This window comes from Streptomyces sp. NPDC056600 (genome assembly GCF_042792855.1).
Classification (GTDB): Bacteria; Actinomycetota; Actinomycetes; order Streptomycetales; family Streptomycetaceae; genus Streptomyces.
The window spans coordinates 36590-55598 of sequence record NZ_JBHTVQ010000013.1; the positions used below are offsets into that span (position 1 = coordinate 36590).

17 protein-coding genes are annotated in these 19009 nt (G+C 72.9%); 13 read left to right on the forward strand and 4 right to left on the reverse strand.

Translation table 11 applies throughout. The annotated features are described in order from the left end of the window. Window positions 1-29: 29 nt before the first annotated feature. The 10 genes from ACFRAV_RS09560 (at window position 30) to ACFRAV_RS09605 (ending at window position 11720) form a co-directional block, all read left to right on the forward strand. The gene (locus ACFRAV_RS09560; RefSeq protein WP_382553129.1) at window positions 30-302 is read left to right on the forward strand and encodes a hypothetical protein; all 273 of its coding nucleotides are present in this window, start codon (window positions 30-32) and stop codon (window positions 300-302) included. A gap of 89 nt (window positions 303-391) precedes the next feature. Beyond that, window positions 392-925: a 2'-5' RNA ligase family protein gene (locus ACFRAV_RS09565; protein ID WP_382553131.1), complete on the forward strand. Its 534-nt coding sequence runs from the start codon at window positions 392-394 to the stop codon at window positions 923-925. 78 nt (window positions 926-1003) lie between these two features. Then, window positions 1004-3514, forward strand: coding sequence for a DUF4132 domain-containing protein (locus ACFRAV_RS09570; RefSeq protein ID WP_382553133.1), 2511 nt, complete (start codon window positions 1004-1006; stop codon window positions 3512-3514). Then, window positions 3514-5862, forward strand: a complete 2349-nt coding sequence (locus ACFRAV_RS09575; protein ID WP_382553136.1) for a DUF4132 domain-containing protein — start codon at window positions 3514-3516, stop codon at window positions 5860-5862. Before ACFRAV_RS09570 ends, ACFRAV_RS09575 begins: the two co-directional genes overlap by 1 nt. Then, window positions 5862-6254, forward strand: a complete 393-nt coding sequence (locus ACFRAV_RS09580) for a hypothetical protein (RefSeq protein WP_382553137.1) — start codon at window positions 5862-5864, stop codon at window positions 6252-6254. Before ACFRAV_RS09575 ends, ACFRAV_RS09580 begins: the two co-directional genes overlap by 1 nt. A gap of 164 nt (window positions 6255-6418) precedes the next feature. Next, window positions 6419-7621: an MFS transporter gene (locus tag ACFRAV_RS09585; protein ID WP_382553139.1), complete on the forward strand. Its 1203-nt coding sequence runs from the start codon at window positions 6419-6421 to the stop codon at window positions 7619-7621. Window positions 7622-7740: 119 nt separating this feature from the next. After that, entirely contained in the window at window positions 7741-8664 is a 924-nt protein-coding gene (locus tag ACFRAV_RS09590; protein ID WP_382553140.1) for a phosphotransferase, read from the forward strand. Window positions 8665-8805: 141 nt separating this feature from the next. Continuing rightward, entirely contained in the window at window positions 8806-9543 is a 738-nt protein-coding gene (locus tag ACFRAV_RS09595) for a VOC family protein (RefSeq protein WP_382553143.1), read from the forward strand. A gap of 197 nt (window positions 9544-9740) precedes the next feature. Further along, window positions 9741-10376, forward strand: a complete 636-nt coding sequence (locus ACFRAV_RS09600) for a DUF1345 domain-containing protein (protein WP_382553251.1) — start codon at window positions 9741-9743, stop codon at window positions 10374-10376. A 120-nt stretch (window positions 10377-10496) separates the two neighbouring features. Next, entirely contained in the window at window positions 10497-11720 is a 1224-nt protein-coding gene (locus ACFRAV_RS09605; protein WP_382553145.1) for a peptidoglycan DD-metalloendopeptidase family protein, read from the forward strand. Between the two features lie 51 nt (window positions 11721-11771). Here the strand turns inward: ACFRAV_RS09605 and ACFRAV_RS09610 are convergent, their stop codons facing one another. Continuing rightward, window positions 11772-12206 (reverse strand): DUF4240 domain-containing protein, encoded by a 435-nt coding sequence (locus ACFRAV_RS09610; RefSeq protein ID WP_382553148.1) that lies wholly within the window; start codon window positions 12204-12206, stop codon window positions 11772-11774. Between the two features lie 135 nt (window positions 12207-12341). Here ACFRAV_RS09610 and ACFRAV_RS09615 point away from each other — a divergent pair, with 135 nt between their 5' ends. Together ACFRAV_RS09615 and ACFRAV_RS09620 are read left to right on the forward strand one after the other, a co-directional pair. Further along, window positions 12342-12770 carry an SSI family serine proteinase inhibitor gene (locus ACFRAV_RS09615; RefSeq protein ID WP_382553150.1) on the forward strand — a complete coding sequence of 143 codons (429 nt, stop codon included), beginning with the start codon at window positions 12342-12344 and terminating at the stop codon, window positions 12768-12770. A gap of 63 nt (window positions 12771-12833) precedes the next feature. Continuing rightward, window positions 12834-13286 carry an SSI family serine proteinase inhibitor gene (locus ACFRAV_RS09620; RefSeq protein WP_382553153.1) on the forward strand — a complete coding sequence of 151 codons (453 nt, stop codon included), beginning with the start codon at window positions 12834-12836 and terminating at the stop codon, window positions 13284-13286. Between the two features lie 117 nt (window positions 13287-13403). Here ACFRAV_RS09620 and ACFRAV_RS09625 read toward each other — a convergent pair whose 3' ends face one another. The 3 genes from ACFRAV_RS09625 to ACFRAV_RS09635 form a co-directional block, all read right to left on the reverse strand. Continuing rightward, a complete protein-coding gene (locus ACFRAV_RS09625) occupies window positions 13404-15983 on the reverse strand; it encodes an ABC transporter permease (RefSeq protein WP_382553154.1) in 2580 nt (859 codons plus the stop codon). A 216-nt stretch (window positions 15984-16199) separates the two neighbouring features. Then, window positions 16200-16964, reverse strand: coding sequence for an ABC transporter ATP-binding protein (locus ACFRAV_RS09630; RefSeq protein ID WP_382553156.1), 765 nt, complete (start codon window positions 16962-16964; stop codon window positions 16200-16202). A gap of 197 nt (window positions 16965-17161) precedes the next feature. Continuing rightward, the gene (locus ACFRAV_RS09635; protein ID WP_382553159.1) at window positions 17162-17824 is read right to left on the reverse strand and encodes an HAD family hydrolase; all 663 of its coding nucleotides are present in this window, start codon (window positions 17822-17824) and stop codon (window positions 17162-17164) included. 239 nt (window positions 17825-18063) lie between these two features. On the opposite strand from ACFRAV_RS09635, the gene ACFRAV_RS09640 reads away from it, so the two are divergent. Beyond that, complete coding sequence (locus tag ACFRAV_RS09640; RefSeq protein WP_382553161.1) at window positions 18064-18969, forward strand: alpha/beta fold hydrolase; 906 nt, start codon at window positions 18064-18066, stop codon at window positions 18967-18969. Window positions 18970-19009 lie beyond the last annotated feature (40 nt).

A 19009-nucleotide genomic window follows, 5' to 3' on the forward strand; every position in this document is an offset into this window, starting at 1 on the left:
GTCAGCACGGCAGCAGAAGGAGCAACGGCATGACCGCAGTGACGCGGAAGGGCAAGCACACCGGGCAGGTCCTCGAGATCTTCCAGGTCGAGGTCCGTGAAGAGGACCGGGAGGCGCTGACGGCGGACCCGGCGGGCTTCCTCCGGTCGCGTCTGGAGCCCGAGTACAAGGTGAACGGCATCTGCGTCGACGCCAGGAACCTCGGCTCACCCGAGGTGGTCGCCGCAGGATTCGTCCAACTCGTCCATGTGAGCGGCGGCCCCTTCGACTCGTACTACTTCTGGCCGCCGCACAAGGAGTGAGGCCACCGGCACCGCCCGGACGGCCGGGCCCCGTGGTGCGGGACGGACGGGTGCCGGCCCCGTGAGTACCCCATGGGTACCCTGCGGTGGTGCGCACGGTCGAGCTTCTGTTGGACGAGTCGGCGGACCTTGCGGTCCGTGAGGCATGGCGGCGGCTCGCGGACGCGGGGCTGCCCAGTCAGGCGCGCCACCGGTCGCCGACCAACAGCCCGCACCTCACCCTGGCCACCTGCCCGGAGCTGACCGCCCCGATCCGTTGGGAGCTCGCCGAGGTGGCCGCCGCGCTGCCGCTGCCGGTGCGGTTCACCGGGGTCGTCCGCTTCGAACGCCCCACCTCGGTGCTCGCCTGGGCCCTGGACCGCGACGACGCGCTGGCCGGCCTGCACCGCCGGGTGTGGGAGGCGGTGACCGCGGACAGTCCGCCCCAGGCGCTCAACCCCCTGCACGCACCCGGGCGTTGGTCCCCGCACGTCACCCTGGGACGCAGCCGGAGGCCCGGCGCGTTCGCCGGCCGGCGGGTCCACGATCTGCTGCCCGCGCCGCCGCTGCCGGTCCGGCTCACCACCCTGCGCAGTTACGACACCGAGACCGGCGCCCTCGAGGTGCTGCTGCCCCGCCCCTGAGGAAGATCACGGCGGGACGCTCGGCCACCTGCCCGCGTGACCGGCCCCGTTGTCAGTCCCCCTTGCCATCATCCCGTCATGCTGCACGAAGCCCTGGCCGTCCAGGCCCGCCGCAACGACCCGCTCGACGACGTCAGGACCGAGGCCCTCGACCGCGCCCGCGATCTCGTCGACCTCCTGGAACGTCGACGGACGGAACCGCAGTGGGACGCCTTCGCCGCGTCGCGCGGGGCGGGGGAGTACGACCGCATCCTGGTGGTCCGCGCGGCCAACCAGGACGCGATCGACGGGTGGCTGGCGGCCTGCTCGGACGCGGAGGGCAGGGCCGCGGCCCTGTGCCTGATGCAGGCGTCCCGCTGCGACATCCCCCGATCCCGGGACTACCAGGCAGAGCTCGGGACCGTGATGAGGCGGGTGCGGGGCTGGAACCCGGAGGAGGTCGCGGTGATGCTGTCCTGCGTCACCGCGACCGCCATCGACTACTGGTCCGGCGGCCCCCTGGGGCCGGCCCTGGACGCGGCCGAGCAGCTCGACGCCGACGGCTGCCGTGCCCTCGCCCCCCAGCTGCGCCTCGCCCACACCAGGCTGATGAGCGGTGAGGCGCCCGCGCACCTGCGCGGACCGCTCGGCAAGCGGCTGCGCGCACTGCTCGCGCGCGTGGACAGGGCGCTCATACCCGACGGACTGATCCCGCCGCACGCCCCGTGGGCCGCCGCACTGCGTGACCGCGCCGAGGCGCGGCCCACGCCCGAGCTGGCCGAGCTCGTCCAGCACCTCGTGGCTCCGTCCGGACCACGCCCCTCGCAGCGGTGGCGGCGGATCTGCCGCACCCTCATGGAGGCGGCGTCGGCCGGCGAACTGGTGACCGGGATCCTGCGGACGCTGGCCGAGGACGAGCCGCTGTGCAGCAGGAGGCGCGGCACGCACAACGGGTGGATGCCCGACGACTACCACTACCACTACCTCGTGCACCAGAACGACGGGGATCTGGCCCGGGGCCTCGTCTGGGCGGGCGCGCTGGCGGGCGGACCGGCCGCCGTGCCCCACCTCGGCGCGCTCGCCCTGCGGGCCGGCGGCCCCCGGACCGACGTGGCCGAGGACCTCAAGCTCGCGGGCGCGGCGATCAACGCGCTGGCCGAGGTCGACGATCCGGCCGCCCTGGAAGTCCTGTGGCGCCTGCGGTCCCAGATCAGGCACCGGGCCCTGCGCAAGCAGATCGGCACGGCCCTGACGACGGCCGCCGCACGGCAGGGGATCACGCAGGGGCAGCTCGTCGAACGGAGCGTGCCCGCCCACGGTCTGGCGCCGGACGGGTCGATCGAGCGGATGCTGGGCGGACACCGGGCGCGTGTGGCGGTGGAGGACGCGGCGACGGTGCGGCTCACCTTCACGGCTCCCGACGGCCGGACCTCCCGTACGGCCCCCGCGGCGGTCAAGGACGGTTTCCCGGAGGCGCTGCGGGAGGTGAAGGCCCTGGCCAAGGAGGTGCGGGGGACGCTGTCGGCGGAGCGGTCCCGCCTCGAGGCGCTGATGTCGGCCGGACGTGAATGGCCGTACGACGAGTGGTGCCGCCACTACCGCGACCACCCGGTCACCGGGACGGTCGTCCGCGGACTGATCTGGGAGTTCCAGGACGCGGACGGTGCCTGGCGTGCGGCGGCCCCGGCGGCCGAGCCGCAGGGCGAGCCCGTGCGCGTCCGGTTGTGGCATCCGATCCTGGCGTCGGCCCAGGAGATCAGGGCGTGGCGGGAACTCCTCGTCGCCGAACAGGTACGGCAGCCGTTCAAGCAGGCGTTCCGGGAGATCTACCTGCTCACCCCGGCGGAGGAGGAGACCCGCCTCTACTCCAACAGGTTCGCCGCCCACATCGTCCACTACCCCCGGCTCTACGCGCTGTTCAAGGAGCGCGGCTGGCAGGCCAACTTCCTCGGCCCCTACGACGGCGGTCACGACGGGGAGGCGTGGGGCGAGTTCGGCGACGGCGAGTGGCGGGCCTGCTTCCACCACGAGCCCGCCGGCGACGGCGGCGACCACGCGACCGACCACGCCGCGACCGACCAGGTGCGGTTCGAGCGGCGCGAGGGGCGGCGCCGGCGCGAGGTGCCGCTGGCGGAGGTGCCCCCGCTGGTGTTCAGCGAGGCGATGCGGGACGTCGACCTGTTCGTGGCCGTCACCTCGATCGCCGCCGACCCCGACTGGAGCGACCGGGGCGAGGACCGCTGGAGCGGCTACTGGCGGACGGCCACCTTCGGCGCCCTGACGGCGAGTGCCGAGGTCCGCCGTGAGACGCTGGAACGCCTCCTGCCGCGCCTGCGGATCGCCGACCGGTGCTCGATCGACGGACGCTTCCTGGTGGTCCGGGGAGACCTGCGGACGTACCGGATCCACCTGGGCTCGGCCAACATCCTGATGGCGCCGAACGACGCGTACCTGTGCGTCGTTTCCTCACCCGGCAGGGGCGCCGGCAAGGTGTTCCTGCCCTTCGAGGACGAACGGCTCTCCCTGATCCTCAGCAAGGCGTTCCTGCTGGCCGCCGACACCGAGATTACCGACGGGACGATCCTCCGGCAGATCGGGAGGGACGCCTGATGGACCTCGCAGCCCGACTGATGCGCGCCCTGACCGACGCCGGCGTCCCGCCGGAGGAGCTGCACCGGCGTGTCGACCTCTCGCAGGTGTCCGACGAGGAGCTCGGCGGCCTGCTCGCCGCCGCCCAGCGGGTGGCCGCCCTGGAGGCCCCCAGGACAGGAACGGTCCGCCTCGCGGTGGAGCAGGCCGCCGAGCAGCGCCGGCCCCGCTTCACGCCCGCCGCCTGCCGCGAGATGCTCGAAGCACTGGCTGAACGGTACGAGCAGCGGGGCTGGGTGGACCTCGCCTGGGGCCTCGACGCCCTGGAGAACTGCACCGGACCTCTGCCCGACGTGTCCGGACCGGCCGGTGCCCTGGTCCGGCTCTGGCTGAGCAAGGACACACTGCGCCAGCCGTACGCGTTCCTCGCCCTCGCCCACTTCACCGGCGAGGAGGAACTGCGCCTGGCGGTGGAACACCTGTCCCGGAACGTGGACACGATCGTCGCGGAGGAGATCGCCGTCGTCGCCGGTTCCGCCCTGCCCCGAGGAGTTTCGGCGTCCGTGGCGGACCGGGACGACCGGCCGACCCCGACGTCCGTCCACGCCTGGCGCAGATCGGCCGACAACCCCGCCTACGCGGCGTTCGCCCGCCGCGCGCTGGAAGCCGCGGCCGACCGCACCGACGCCGTCCGGGAGGGCCGGATCCCCTACCGGGCGGACAAGGCGTTCACGGACCGCGAGGTCACCACGCTCGGACAGGCCCTGCGCGTGGCGCTGCAACGCGACGAGCCCTGGCTGCCGGAGCTGTTCGAGCGGCTGCTGCCCGGCGTCTCCCTCGCGCCCACGGCCGCCAGGACCCTCCCCTCTCAAGCCCTCCTGTACGAAGTGGTGCGCGCCGCACAGGAGTTCCCGACGCCCGAGCTGCTGACGGCCCTGCGCACCGTGCGCCGGACCGTCCGGCACGCGGGCGTGCCCAAGCAGCTCGACAAGATGCTCAAGAAGGCCGACGCGGCCCTGGCCGAACGCACCGACGTGGCCCTGCGGCTGCCGGCGCCGGAGGACTTCAAGACGGACTCCGTCGGCGGCTCGGCGGCGGTGGGCGTCCTGCGGCGGACGGTCGGTGACTACCAGGCCGTCGTCACGGTCACCGACACCGCCACACTCACCTGGGAGAAGGGCGGCCGCCCGCTGCGCGCCACACCGGCGCCGGTCCGGCGCGACCACCCCGCGCCGGTCAAGGAGCTGCGCGACACGGTCAAGCGGGTCAACGCCCAACTGGCGACGCTGGTGCGGGCATTGGAGGGCGGATTCGGCGTCGACGCGGTGCACCCCTACGGCTGGTGGCGCACCGACCTGGCCGGGCACCCCGTCGCCAGGACCCTGGTGCGCCGGCTCATCTGGGAGATCGAGGTGTCCCCGGGGCAGTGGCAGGCCGTCCTCCCGGAAGCGGGAGAGGACCTTCCCGACGCCCCGGAGGACGCCTCCGTACGCCTGTGGCACCCGATCCGCTCCGAGCCGGAGACCGTGCGCGCCTGGCGGGACCTGATCACCGAGCGGTGCGTCCGGCAGCCCTTCAAGCAGGCGTTCCGCGAGATCTACCGCCTCACCCCGGCCGAGGAGGAGACCCGCGTCCACTCCCACCGCTTCGCCGCGCACCTCGTCCGCTACCGCCGGATGTTCGCCCTCTTCCGGGCCCGCGGATGGAAGAGCGCATTGCTCGGCCCCTGGGACGGCGGGGGGAGCGACGAGGCGCAACGGACCCTCGCGGCAGGGGAGTGGCGTGCCGGCTTCCTCCACACCTGGGCCGACTGGTCGGGCGAGGACGAACTCGCCTCGACCGACCAGGTGCGCTTCGACCGCCGCGTGGACGGCGCTTGGCGCCAGGCCCCGCTCGCCGACGTGCCGCCGCTGGTGTTCAGCGAGGTCATGCGCGACGTGGACCTCTTCGTGGGCGTCACCTCGATCGCCGCCGACCCCGACTGGACGGCCGGCGGCCGCGAACGGGCCTACTGGGAGCGGGCCGGCTTCGCCGAGCTCACCGAGAGCGCCGAGGCGCGTCGCGACGTCCTCGAACGGATCCTGCCGCGCCTGCGGATCGCCGACCGGTGCTCGATCGACGGCCGCTTCCTGGTGGTCCGGGGAGACCTGCGGACGTACCGGATCCACCTCGGTTCCGCCAACATCCTGATGGAACCGGACAACAGCTACCTCTGCGTCGTCCCCTCACGCGGCAAGGGTGTCGGCACGGTGTTCCTGCCCTTCGAGGACGAACGGCTCTCGCTCATCCTCAGCAAGGCGTTCCTGCTGGCCGCCGACACGGAGATCACCGACAAGTCCATCCTCACGCAGATCGAGCGAGGTGCCTGATGGCCACAGTGACGTTCCGGGACGAGACCGCGGCGGGCAGGCCGCTCACCGAGTGGGAGGTCACCGGGCTCCCGGGGACGATGACCGTACGGCAGCTGATCAGGCTGCGGGTCCGCGAGGAGGTCGCTCGGCACAACGCGCATCCGACCCACCGCTTCAACGGTCTCGTCCGCCCCGACGACGCGGAGACGGAACTGAACGGCTACCTCCTCCGGGAGCCTCGCCGTATCGACTGGGAGCGCCAGGCCGATACCGCCGAGCGCGCGTTCCTCGCCAACGGCTTCTTCGTGCTGGCCGGCGACCGCCAGGTCGAGGATCTCGACGAGGTCGTGGACCTCACCACCGACCCCGACCTGGTCTTCATCAAGCTCGTCGCCCTGGTCGGGGGCTGAGTGCCGGGCTTCGGGTGCACTCGTCCGCGCTGCGGGGTAGGGACCCGGCTGACGGGGCGTTCCGATCAGCTGTTCGCAGGCGGGAGTTGCGCCGTCCCGGCCGATCGCCACGGTCGCGGTAGGCGGTCCGGTGGCGAAGACGCAGTCGAGCGGAGGACGCAGGCGTGAGCCGTGACGACATACGAAGAGGCGCTCTCCTCCGCGGGCGGGTGGCCACGGCGCTGTACTTCCTGCTCTTCGGCGCCACCCTGGGCTGCTGGACGAGCCGCATTCCCGCGATCAAGTCCGAACTCGGTCTGAGCGACGGGGAGCTGAGCCTCGCCCTGCTGGCGTTCGCCGTGGGCGCCATCGCGGGCATGCTGGGACTGGGACGGCTCGTCGACCGCTGGGGCAGCTTCCGGGTCCTTGTCCCGACGGCGCTGCTGGAGGGCGTCCTGCTCGGCCCGACCGCGTTCATGCCGTCGCTGGCCTCGCTCATGGCGGCACTGTTCGTCTTCGGGCTGGTGCACGGCACGCTGAACATCGCGATGAACGCGAACGGGATGGAGGTCCAGCGGGCCTGGGGCCGTCCCGTCGTGACGTCGTTCCACGCCGTGTACAGCATCGGCGGCTTCCTCGGGGCCGCGGCCGGGGGCGCCTTCGCGCACCAGGACGTGAGCCCGGAAGCGACGTTCGCCGCGGTCGGCGCCGTGGTCCTGGCGCTGGCCCTGTGGGCGATCGCCTGGACCCTGCGAGGAGAAACCGCCCCGCCGGCCGCCGCGGACCCCGAGTCCTCCATCGGGCGCGGGCGTGGGCGTCCGCAGCCGGCCGGCCTCCTCCTGCTGGGCGGGCTGGCCATGTGCACGCTGGTCGGGGAGGGCACGGCCGCGGACTGGAGCGCCGTCTACCTGCACGAGAGCCTGGGCAGTACACCGGCCTTCGCCGCCGCGGCCTTCGCGGCGTTCTCGGTAGCGATGACGGTCGGACGGCTGCTCGGCGACGGCCTGGCAGCGCGCTTCGGGCCCGTGCGACTCGTCCGCGGGTGCGGGGTGCTCGCCTCGGCCGGCATGATCGCCGCCCTCCTGATCGGGCATCCGGTCGCCGCGGTCGTCGGCTTCGCCTGCCTGGGGGCCGGCATGTCCTGCATAGCCCCGCAGGTCTACATGGCGGCGGCGCAACGCGACCCGGCCCGCACCGGGGCGGCACTGTCCCTCGTGGTCAGCCTCGGTTACGTGGGGTTCCTCGTGGGGCCGCTGGTGATCGGCGCGGTCAGCACCGTCACCGGACTGCCGACCGCCCTCGGCATCCCCGCGGTGCTGATCCTCCTGGTCGTCGTCGGCGCCTCCTCGTTGCGTCCGACGCCCCGGGGAGCCGGAGCCACCGCGTGACGTGGGCGGCTTCCCCCGACATGCCGCGGAGGCCCGCCGCCCCTACGGCGTCGGAGCGCCGCGCCCGCGCCCGCGAAACACCGTTGCCGCGTGATCGCCCGTGGCCTACGGTCCCGATCATGCTGCCTGTGGTGGAGACGGACGACGCGTGGGACTCCGTGGTCCGCGACGAGAGCGTGATGCGTCCCGCGGCGGAGGACCTCTGCGCACGCCTCGGCTTTCCCGGCGCCGCACTGGTCCGCTTCCCCGAGGGATCGCAGCCGGTGTACGCGGTGGGCGACGACCACGTGCTCAAGCTCTTCCCCACGGCCGCCGCCCGGCACGGCATCGCCGAAGGCCGCGTCCTCACCCATGTCCAGGGACGACTGCCGGTGCCGACGCCCACGGTGCGGGACTCCGGGCCGTACGAGAACGGCTGGCGGTACGTCCTGATGTCCCGGCTCCGCGGCGAGAGCCTCGCCCACTGCTGGGGCGACGTCCCCCGGCGGGACCGTGAACGGCTCGTCGCCGAGATCGGCGAGATGCTCGCGGTGCTGCACTCCCTCGGCACCGATCAGCTGGGGGACGTCCTCGGCCCCGGAGACTGGGGCGCCTTCCTGGACCGTCAGAGGGCCGGCGCGGTGCGGCGGCAGTCCGCGCGCGGACCGTCCACGCCCTGGCTCGACCAGATACCGGACTTCCTCGCCTCGGTTCCGCTGCCGCGAGCCCCGCGGCCCTCCCTGCTGCACACCGAGGTCATGCGGCAGCACCTGCTGGTCGACCCCGACGGATGGCGCCTGACCGGACTGTGCGACTTCGAGCCCGCGATGATCGGCGACCGCGCCTACGACTTCGTCGGTGCCGGCCTGTTCGTCACCCGCGGCGACCCGACCCTGCTGACCCGGCTCACCGGCGTCTACGGCCACGGCTTTGCGCCGCACGCGCTCATGGCCTACACACTGCTGCACGTGTACAGCAACCTGCCCTGGTACCTGCGGGAACTCCCCGCGCCCGCCGAGGACACCCTGCCCTCGCTCGCGGAGGCGTGGTTCGGCACGGGCTGACCTCGGACCTGCTCGGCCACCGACCGGACCGGCCCCGTCGGGTTCTCCGCGTGAGGTTCGCGAGGCGTGGGAGTGCGCGCACTTCGAGACGGCTTCGTGGGGCGGCGGCGCGGCAGTGGGGGCGGCTTCTAGTATCTGCGCATGGCTACGAGACTCGTGCAGATCACCAAGAAGGCCCACGACGACTCCGCGCTCGGCCGGTTCTGGGCCGAGGTGCTCGGCTGGGGCATCGACAGCGAGGGGCCCGGCGTGACCAATCTCGAACCCGTGGGCTTCGCCTACCCCGACCCCACGGCCGTCTGCATCGACATCATCGCCCGCCCGGAACCGAAGACGGTGAAGAACCGGGTGCACCTCGATCTGGCCACCACCTCGCCCGCCCACCAGGCGGAGTTGGTCGAGCGACTGCGGGCCCTCGGCGCCACGCTCGCCGACGTGGGCCAGGGCGACGTCCCCTGGACGGTGATGGCTGACCCGGAGGGCAACGAGTTCTGCGTGCTGGAGCCCCGCCCGGTCTACGGGGACACCGGGCCGATCGCCGCGGTGGTGGTCGACTGCGCCGACCCGCGGGCGATGGCCCGGTTCTGGGGCGCGGCGACGGACTGGACGGTGCACGAGGTCGCCGACGACCACGCGAGCCTGCGCTCCGCCAAGGGCGTCGGTCCCTACCTGGAGTTCGTCCGCACGCCGGACGCCAAGAGCGGGTGGAACCGCGTCCACGTCGATGTCGCCCCGTACAAGGGTGACGACCTGGCCGCGGAGGAGGCCCGGCTGCGGGCACTGGGCGGGAGCGACCCCGGCATCGACCAGTCCGGGCTCCCCTGGAGGGTCATGACCGACCCGGAGGGCAACGAGTTCTGCCTGCTCACCCCACGCTGACCCACGGACGCCGCGCACGTCGGCGCGGGTGCGCGCGGGCAGCGCGGCGACCGGCGCTTCCTCCCTTTTCGCCCCGTATCTTCGGATCACGCGGATCACGCGGATCGCGCGGATCACCGGATCACGCGGATCGATCCGGAGGGGAGTGAGGGGAGCGCGCCGTGCAGTACTGGCTCTCGGAACGCCGTCGGGACCTCATGAGCGGCAGCGTCGCGCTGGGCGCTGCCGTGGTCCTGCTGCTCCTCGACCGGCGCCACGGGCTGATCTCGGTGGGAGACACCGGAGTCCTGGTGCTCTTCTCGTACCTGCTGCCGTACCTGATCCTCACCGTGAGCGCGTTCGCCACCGCCCCGCCGGAGCGGCTGCGTGCCTGGGCCGGGCGCGAGGCGCGCGGGACGATGCTCCAGCGATACGTCTACGGGACCGCCCCGGGCCCCGGAGGGTCGATCTTCATCGCGGTGGCCGCGCTGCTGGTGGCCGTGGTCTGGCTGCCCGGCTACCTCGGGTCCGCCTTCCCGGTGGCGCCGAGGGTGGTGACGGCCCTGGCGCTGGTCGTCGTCGCGTGGCTGTGCGTCCTCTTCTCCTTCGCCGTCACCTTCCAGGCCGACAACCTGATGGAGGGGGAGCGGGCACTGCTGTTCGCCGGCGAGGAGAGTGCGACGTGGGCCGACTACGTCTACTTCGCCCTGGCCGTCATGACCACCTTCGGCACCACCGACGTCACCGTGACCTCCCGGGAGATGCGGCGCACGGTGGCGGCCAACGCCGCCATCGCCTTCGTCTTCAACACGGTGACCGTGGCCAGTCTCGTCTCGGTGCTCGGCGGAGTGTGACAGGAGCGGGCGGGCCCACGTCCGGTGCGTCAGGTCGGCCCTCTGGACGCGCGAGCTCCGCATCCCTAGCCTCGCTAGGCCCTCCGGGCGTACCACCCCCCTGACGTAGGGAGAGAAACGGTGTTGCATCGCAGACGCGTGGCCGGGCTGATATCCGCGGCCCTCGCCTTCGTCTCCGTCGGTCTGGCGCATCCCGGCACCGCCCAGGCGGAGCCCCGCACATCGGTGACCACGGCCGTGACCGAGAAACTGCTGAACCAGAACGCCCTCACCGGCCGCGGAGCGTCGTCCCAGGAGACGCGGGTCAGGATCACCCGGGAGAAGGGCGGCACGTGGGCCTTCGGCACCGCGGTGGTCGTGGCGCCGAAGAAGGAGGGAGCGGCGCCCACCGGAGCCGTCTTCGTCGCCCGCGCCGAGGGCGGCGCCTGGACCGTCGCCTTCGACGGCGAACCGGCCTTCGCCGGCCTCGCCGCGGCCTCACCCGTGGTGACCGCGTACGAGAAGAAGCTCTTCGCCTCCGCCGATGCCTCCGCCGGTGCGTCCGCCGAGGCCGCCGGTGCGGAGGGCTCCTCCGGAAACCTGGTCCAGCCGCTGGCCAACGGGGACTTCCGCACCGGCATGGCACTGCCCTGGTCCACCGGCGCGTCGTGGACCCTGACCGGCGGCGGCCACCAGTGGGACGGCGCCAGCGGCCCCTACAGCTCCGTCGACTTCGCCGGCGGCGACCAGGCGGTCCGTGCGGCGCGGGCGGGAGCCGCGTACACCCTCTGCTCCGGCTTCGTGCGCGTCATCCACGACCGGGGCTACGCCTCCGACTACTACCACCTGACCGGGCACATCAACGCCAACGGGGCCGCCGTCTCGCAGGGGACCTTCCTCGGCAACACCGGCACCAACGTCGCCTGCGGCGGCTCCGCCACCGGCCGCCACGTCCACTTCGGCCTGCGCCAGAACAACGCGTACGTGCCGATCGCCGACCACGGCATCGGCGGCTGGGTCTTCTACACCACCGGCTCCTACGCCGGCTACGCGATGCACGGGTCCACCACCCGCGGCGCGGGCAGCGCCCTCACCAACTACGGGGCCCTCGGGCTGACGCAGGGCATCGTGGACGCCAACGGCGGCGGCACGGTGAACAAGCGGTCCGGGCCCGGCACCGGGTACGCGGTCGTCGGCTCGGTCGCCGACGGTGCCGTCGTGACCGTCTCCTGCTCCCGCAACGGCACGAGCCACGAGGGACGGTTCGGCGTCACCTCGCTGTGGGACAGGCTGAGCGACGGGACCTGGATCTCCGACGCCTACCTGTGGACCGGCTACAACGGCGCGGTCAACGGCACCTGTTGATCCCTCGCACCGTCTGATTCAGGCCCGCCGCCCTCCGGGTGCGGCGGGCCTTCACCGTGCGTCGGCCCACCCGGCCGCGTTGGAGTACGACTCGAACGAGTACCGGGTGCGGCGGTGCCACTCCTCGCCGGTGAGGTGTTCGTACGCATCGTCGGGCACGTACAGCAGGGCCTCGGCCCACACAAGGCCGTCGGCGTACGGCGTGAACCGCCGCGGGTCCCGCAGCACGTCCTCGTACTCCGCGCGGCCCGCCGCCACGACCGCGGCACGGGTGTAGAGGAACCCGTCGCCCGACAGGGCCTCGCCGTATTCCCTGCGGTCCAACCGGTACAGGGCCCAGGACAGCTGCTCGGCGAAACCGACCACGGCGTAGACCGGCCCTTTCCCGAGCCGGTCCGTCAGGGCGGCGGCGAGCCCGTGGCCGTCCGGGTCGGGGCCCGCGGGGCGGCACGCATCGATGAGCTGCCAGAAGGTGTTGTCGTCCATGGCCGGAGTCTGGCGGAGGCGTCCGACAGGCCGGGACGTCGGGACCGCAAGGTGGCCGACGGCCCACTTGTGGGGTGCCGTGTGCTGCACGACTTTGGTGGTGGTGGGGCACACCGAAGCGACGATCGGAGAGGTATGAGAAAGCGACTTGGGGTGCTTCTGGCCGCGGGAGTGTTGGCGACCGCCGGGTCCGTCGTCCCGGCCGCGGCGGCCGGCGCGTCCTCGTCGGGGGCGTCGGGCGGCGGCGCGGCCGCGCTGTCGAGCCTGACCATCACCAAGAGCGGGTCGAGTTGGAGCGGTCTGCCGGCCAGGCAGGTCACCCTCCAGTGCGAGCCCACCGGCGGGACCCACCCCACCGCAGCCGACGCCTGCGCCCAACTCCTGGCCGTCGATGGCCAGTTCGACAAGCTTCAGCCCGTCGGGAGTGCTGCCTGTCCGCCCGTCTGGATGCCCACGACGGTCACGGTGACGGGTACCTGGCGGCTGCAGCCGGTGTACTGGACCAAGACGTACGGCAGCGACTGCGATGCCGGGTTCCGCAGCGGCTACGTGTTCCGGTTCTGACCCGACCGCCCCTGACATCCGCAGGTGACGGCACATGAGTACGACGATCGGAGACGTACGAGCATGAGAACGAGACTGGGAGTACTGCTGGCCGCGGGGGTCCTGGCGACCGGCGGGTCCGTCGTCCCGGCCGCGGCGGCCGGGAACGCCACCGCCGCGTCCGGCGCGGCGTCGGCGACCGAGGGGTCGGCGGCCGGTGCCGCCGCGCTGTCGAGCCTGACCATGACCAGGAGCGGCTCGAGTTGGAGCGGCTCGTTGAACAAGCAGGTGACGCTCCTGTGCGAGCCCGCCGGCGGGACGCATCCCAAGCCGGAGGACGCCTGCGCCAAGATCGCCGCCGTCAACGGGAAGCTGGACCAGCTCCCGCGTGCCTCCGGCATGGGCTGCCCCGGGGTCTGGCTGCCCGTCACGATCACGGTGACCGGGACCTGGCGGCTGCAGCCGGTGTACTTCACCAAGACGTACGGCAACGACTGCGAGGCCGCGGTCGGCAGCAACCTCGTGTTCCAGTTCTGACGGACGCCCACGCCCACGCCCACGTCCACGGCCTCGACGCGGCCTGCCCGCGACGGCGGAGGGGCCGGGTCCTTCACTCAGGTGAAGGGCCCGGCCCCGCGCGCCGCAGGGCGGTGGTCAGTCCGTCTTGATGGCGTCCAGCACGTTCAGCTTCGCCGCGCTGCGGGCCGGCCACAGCGAGGCGAGGACCCCGACGAGGCCGGCGGCCACCAGGAAGAGAGCGATCCGGTCCCAGGGCAGGACCAGCTCGTAACCCGGGATCGACGACTTGACGGTCTGGCCGATCGCCCAGCCCAGGAAGACTCCGAGGCCGACGCCGATGAGCGCTCCGAACAGGGAGATCACCACGGCCTCCAGCCGGACCATCCGCTTGACCCGGCGCCGGTCGAGGCCGATCGCGCGGAGCATGCCGATCTCCTGCTGACGCTCGAAGACCGACATCGCCAGGGTGTTGACCACGCCGAGGACGGCGATGAGGAGGGCCATCGCGAGCAGGCCGTAGAGGATGTTGAGCAGCAGGTTGATCATGCCGCCGAACTGGTCGCGGATGTCCTGGTGATCCATCATCGTGATGGCCGGGTTGTCGCCGAGGGCGTGGGCCAGGGCCTTCTCGTTCGCCGCGGACTCGCCACCCTCCATCGTGACGAAGATCTGCGGGATGTACGGCTTCGCCTCGTGGGCGTCGGCGACGTCGGTGCCGATGACGACGGGGGAGAGGAATTCGCTGTCCTTGTAGACCGCGCCGACCGTCAGGGTGCCGTGCTCGCGGTCGGCGAAGGTCACGGGGATGTCCGTGCCGACCTTCCAGCCCTTCGAGGCGGCCGTCTTCTCGGCGACCGCGACGCGCCCCTCGGCGAGCGAGCCCAGGTCGCCCCGCACCACGTCGATGCGCAGGACCTTCTCGACGGCCCCCGGGGTGACCGCCGACGCGGAGAGGTAGTCGCCCCGGCGGGGCTTCCCGTCCGCCGTGTCCTCGTCCTTGCCGGCGCTTCCGAGCTGGAGGGAGACGGCCTGCTGCGGCGAGACCGCGGACACGCCGTCGGCCTTCTCCAGGGCGGTCAGCGCCGACCGGTCGAGGGGACCGCCGTTCGCCATCACCACCATGTAGTCGGCCTTGATGTTGTCCGTGGTCATCCGGTCCAGGGCCTGGCCGACGGTCACGCCGAGCACCGTCAGGCCGGTCACCAGCGTCAGACCGATGGTCAGCGCGGACGCGGTGGCGCCGGTGCGGCGGGGGTTGCGGACCGCGTTCTGTCCGGCGAGCTTGCCGGAGACGCCGAACGGGCCGGTGAGCAGGGGGCGGATCAGCGCGATGACGGGACGCGAGAGCAGCGGGATCAGCACGATGACGCCGATCAGCGCGAAGAACGCGCCGCCCGCGATCCGGATCCTGCCGTCGTCACCGCCGACCCCCGCACCCCACACGATGGCGGCCGCGCCGATCGCGGTGACCACCGCGCCGACCGAGTTGCGGACGACCAGGGACCGGGTGGTGGCGACCGCGTGGACGCTGCTCATCGCCGCCACCGGCGGGATCTTCGCGGCCCGGCGGCCCGGCAGCCAGGCCGCCAGCATGGTGATCAGCACACCGACGGCGAGCGCGGCGGCCACCGGGGTGACGGTCACGACCAGCGGCCCCGGCGGGACGGTCATGCCGAACGCGGACATGCCCGAGCGCAGCCCGAGTGCCAGGGCGATGCCGACGGCGAAGCCGACCGCCGAGGCGACCGCGCCCACCACCGCCGCCTCGACGAGGACCGAGCGGGTGATCTGCTTGCGGGAGGCGCCGACGGCGCGCATCAGCGCGAGTTCCTTGGTGCGCTGGGCGACCAGCATCGAGAAGGTGTTGGAGATCAGGAAGACGCCGACGAAGAGCGCGATGCCGGCGAAGCCCAGCAGGACCTGCTTGAGGGCCCCGAGACCCGACTCGATCTCCTTCGCCTGCTCCTCGGCGAGCTTCTGGCCGGTGCCGGCCTCGGCGGACGCGGGCAGCAGCGGCTCGACGGCGTCGAGGAGTTCCTCGTCGTCGGCGCCCGGGGCGGCCACGACGGTGACGTCGCTGAACCAGCCCTCCTCGAGGTACTGCTGCTGGGCGACCGCCGTGTCGAAGAGGACGAGGCTGCCGCCGGCCTTCACCTCGCCGTCGTCGGTGGTGAAGACGCCGCTGAGGGTGAACGTCCTGACCGGCCCGTTGGTGGCGACGCGCACGCGGTCTCCCACCTGGTAGCCGCCCTTGCCGGCGGTGCCCTCGTCCAGGGCGATCTGTCCGGCCTTCAGCGGGCCGGAACCCTGGGTGAAGGTGTAGCGGGGGTCCTTGCCGTCCTCGCCCGGGGCGAAGTTGGAGCCCTTGGGGCTGCCGAAGGCGCCGTCGATGAGCTTGCCGTCGGGGTCGGCCACACCGGCGAAGCCGTCGACACGGCCGTACGCGGCGGCCACGCCGTCCAGCGCCCGGATCCTGTCGAGGGTCTTCTGCGGGACGCCGGGGTCGGCCTCGGGGTCGTCGGGGTCGCCGTAGGAGGTCACGGCCACCGCCACGTCGTCGTAACTCTTGGCGGACTGGCTCCGGAAGGCGTTCGAGAGGGTGTCGGTGAAGAGCAGGGTGCCGGAGACGAAGGCCACGCCGAGCATCACGGCGAGCACGGTCATCAGCAGTCTGGTCCGGTGCGCGAGGACGGTGCGCACGGCGGTACGGAACATGTGGGTGTCCAGGTGGTGGGGCGTCCGGGTCCGCGGTCGACGCGGGCCGGACGGGGTGACGGGAGCGGGCCGGGTTCGGGCACGCCCCTCGGGCTTCGCTGCGAACTTCGCCAGGGCTTCGCTGTGGGGCCCCTGCCTCGGCTTCGGCCTCGGCGTTCGGCCTCGGCCTCGCGTGCGGCTTCGGCTTCGGCCTCGGTGAGGCGGGCCCGGCAGGGATCAGCTCGTGCGGCCCTTGGCGTCGAACGCCTTCATGCGGTCCAGCACGCCGTCCGCGGTCGGGGCGAGCATCTCGTCGACGATCCGCCCGTCGGCGAGGAAGACGACGCGGTCCGCGTACGAGGCCGCCACCGGGTCGTGCGTCACCATCACGACGGTCTGGCCCAGCTCCCGCACGGAGTGGCGCAGGAAGCCCAGCACCTCGGCGCCGGAGCGCGAGTCGAGGTTGCCGGTCGGCTCGTCGCCGAAGACGATCTCGGGCCGGGAGGCGAGCGCGCGGGCGACGGCGACGCGCTGCTGCTGGCCGCCGGACAGCTGGGCGGGACGGTGGTGCAGCCGCCCGGAGAGCCCGACCATGTCGATGACCCGCTCCACCCATTCCTTGTCGGGCCGGCGGCCGGCGATGTCCATCGGCAGGGTGATGTTTTCCATCGCGGTCAGGGTCGGCAGCAGGTTGAACGCCTGGAAGATGAAACCGACCTTGTCGCGGCGCAGCCTGGTGAGCTGCTTGTCCTTGAGGGCGCCGAGTTCGGTCTCGCCGAGCCGCACGGAGCCGCCGCTGAAGGTGTCGAGGCCGGCGACGCAGTGCATCAGCGTCGACTTGCCGGAACCGGACGGGCCCATGATGGCGGTGAACTCGCCCTGCCGGAACTCCACGGTGACTCGGTCGAGCGCGACCACCTGGGTCTCGCCCTGTCCGTAGACCTTGGACAGCTCCGTGGCGCGGGCGGCCACTGCGGTGGTTCGGTGGGCGGTGGTGGTCACGTGACTGCACTCCTGAGGGCTGTTGCTGTGGGACCTGACCATCCTGACGCCCGCCGGGGCCACGGACCGTCCCTCCAGGTGCCCGTTCCCGGTGCCCTCCGGAGGCTGACGGCGGGACGGCCCTCTCCTCCTGCGGTATGACGTCGGGCTGCCGGCGGTGCGGGTTGTGCCGTACGGGAGCGCGATCTCCGGGACCCTCACGGCACGGCTGTGACCAGGCGGTCCAGCGCGGGGAGCACCGCGCGCAGGTCGTGGCCGTCCACCGCCACGGTGGCGGACGCCCGCGCCGCGCCCGAGGCGTTGAACGCCACGCTCACCGCGGCGGAGGCGAACAGGGGCAGGTCGGACCGGCTGTCCCCGACGGCCCCGCACGAGGCGGCGGAGAGCCCCAGGTCCCGCGCCTGGGCCAGGGCGAGATCCCGCTTGTCGTACTCGTCGAAGTGGTGGGCGACCCGGCCGGTGAACCGGCCGTCCACGACCTCCAGCCGGGGGCCGCCGAAGGCGTGGAAACCGAAGCGGCCGGTGAGGTGGCTGCCGACCGGCCACCAGGCAAGGGTCGCCAGTACCGGGGCGAGCCGGTTCCTGCGGCACCAGCTCACGGTCTCCGCGATGCCCGCCACCAGGGGCAGCGCGTCGAGCAGGCGGGAGACCTGCTCCCCGGTCACCCCCGCCCAGGCCTTCGCGTCCAGCTCGGACACCTGCCGGTTGTCCAGCTCGCCCGCGGCGTAGGCGTCCTCCGCCGCGGCCAGCTCGTCGTGGTGACCGAGGAAGCCGGCCAGGAAGACCGAGGAACTGGTGCCGGGGACCAGCGTGCCGTCGACGTCGAAGAACACGGCACCCACGTGAGATGAGGAGGACACCCGTCGAGGATGGCACCGCCTCGGCCGTTCGGTCGTCGCGGGGTGAACGCCAGGAGTCCCCTCGGCGCGCCGGGTCGACGAACCGCCGACGGCGTGAACGATCGGAGTCCTGCGAAGGCCGTGACCAGGAGTCGTCCCGTGCCGGCCGACGTGGGCGGCGCAGAGGTCCGGCGGACCGGGTCAGGAACCCGCCCGTTCGGCCGCTCGCCCCTCGACCTCCGACGAAAGGACCCCGTCCGATGACTTCCGAAGGCCATTCCCGTCGCCGCGTGCTCGGCGGGCTGATCGGGGCGGGCGGCGCCCTCACGTTCGGCGCCGCCGCGCACGCCTCCGACGGCGACGGCGCAGGTTCCGCAGCCGGCGCCGGTTCCGCAGCCGGCACCGGTTCGAGGCCCGGCACCGCGCCGCCCGCCGTCGCGGACGAGGCGGCCGGGCGGGCCACCGGCGCGACCGTCGTGCTCGTCCACGGCGTCTTCGCCGACGCCTCCGGCTGGAACGCCGTGACCGCCGGGCTGCTGGAGGCAGGACACCAGGTCCTCGCACCGGCCAACCCGCTGCGGGACCTCGCCGGTGACTCGGCGTACCTGTCCAGCATCCTCGCGACGCTGCCCGGCCCCGTGATCCTGGTGGGCCACTCCTACGGCGGCGAGGTGATCACCAACGCCGCCCGGGGCCACGACCACGTGAAGGCCCTCGTCTACGCCGCCGCCTTCGCGCCCGACGAAGGCGAGAACGCGCTGCAACTGGCGCGCAGGTTCCCCGGCAGCAGGCTGGAGGGCGCGCTGGTGACCCGGCCGCTGCCCGGCGGGACCGACGCCGACGGGTACATCGACCCGGCGAAGTTCCACGAGGTGTTCGCCGCGGACCTGCCGCGCTCCACCACCCGGGTGATGGCCGTCTCCCAGCGGCCGGGCAGCCTGAACGGACTGTCGGGGCCCAGTGGGGTCCCGGCCTGGAGGACCCTGCCGTCCTGGTACGTCGTCGCGGGCGCCGACCGGGTCATCCCGCCGGCCCTGCAGCGGTTCATGGCCGAACGCGCCCGGAGCAGGACCGTCGAGGTCAAGGGCGCCTCCCACGTGGTGATGATGTCCCACCCGGACGTCGTGGTGCGGCAGATCGCGGCCGCGTACCGCGCCACGCGCTGACCCGCCCGCACCCTCCCGCGGCGGGCGTGCGGGCCGGGCC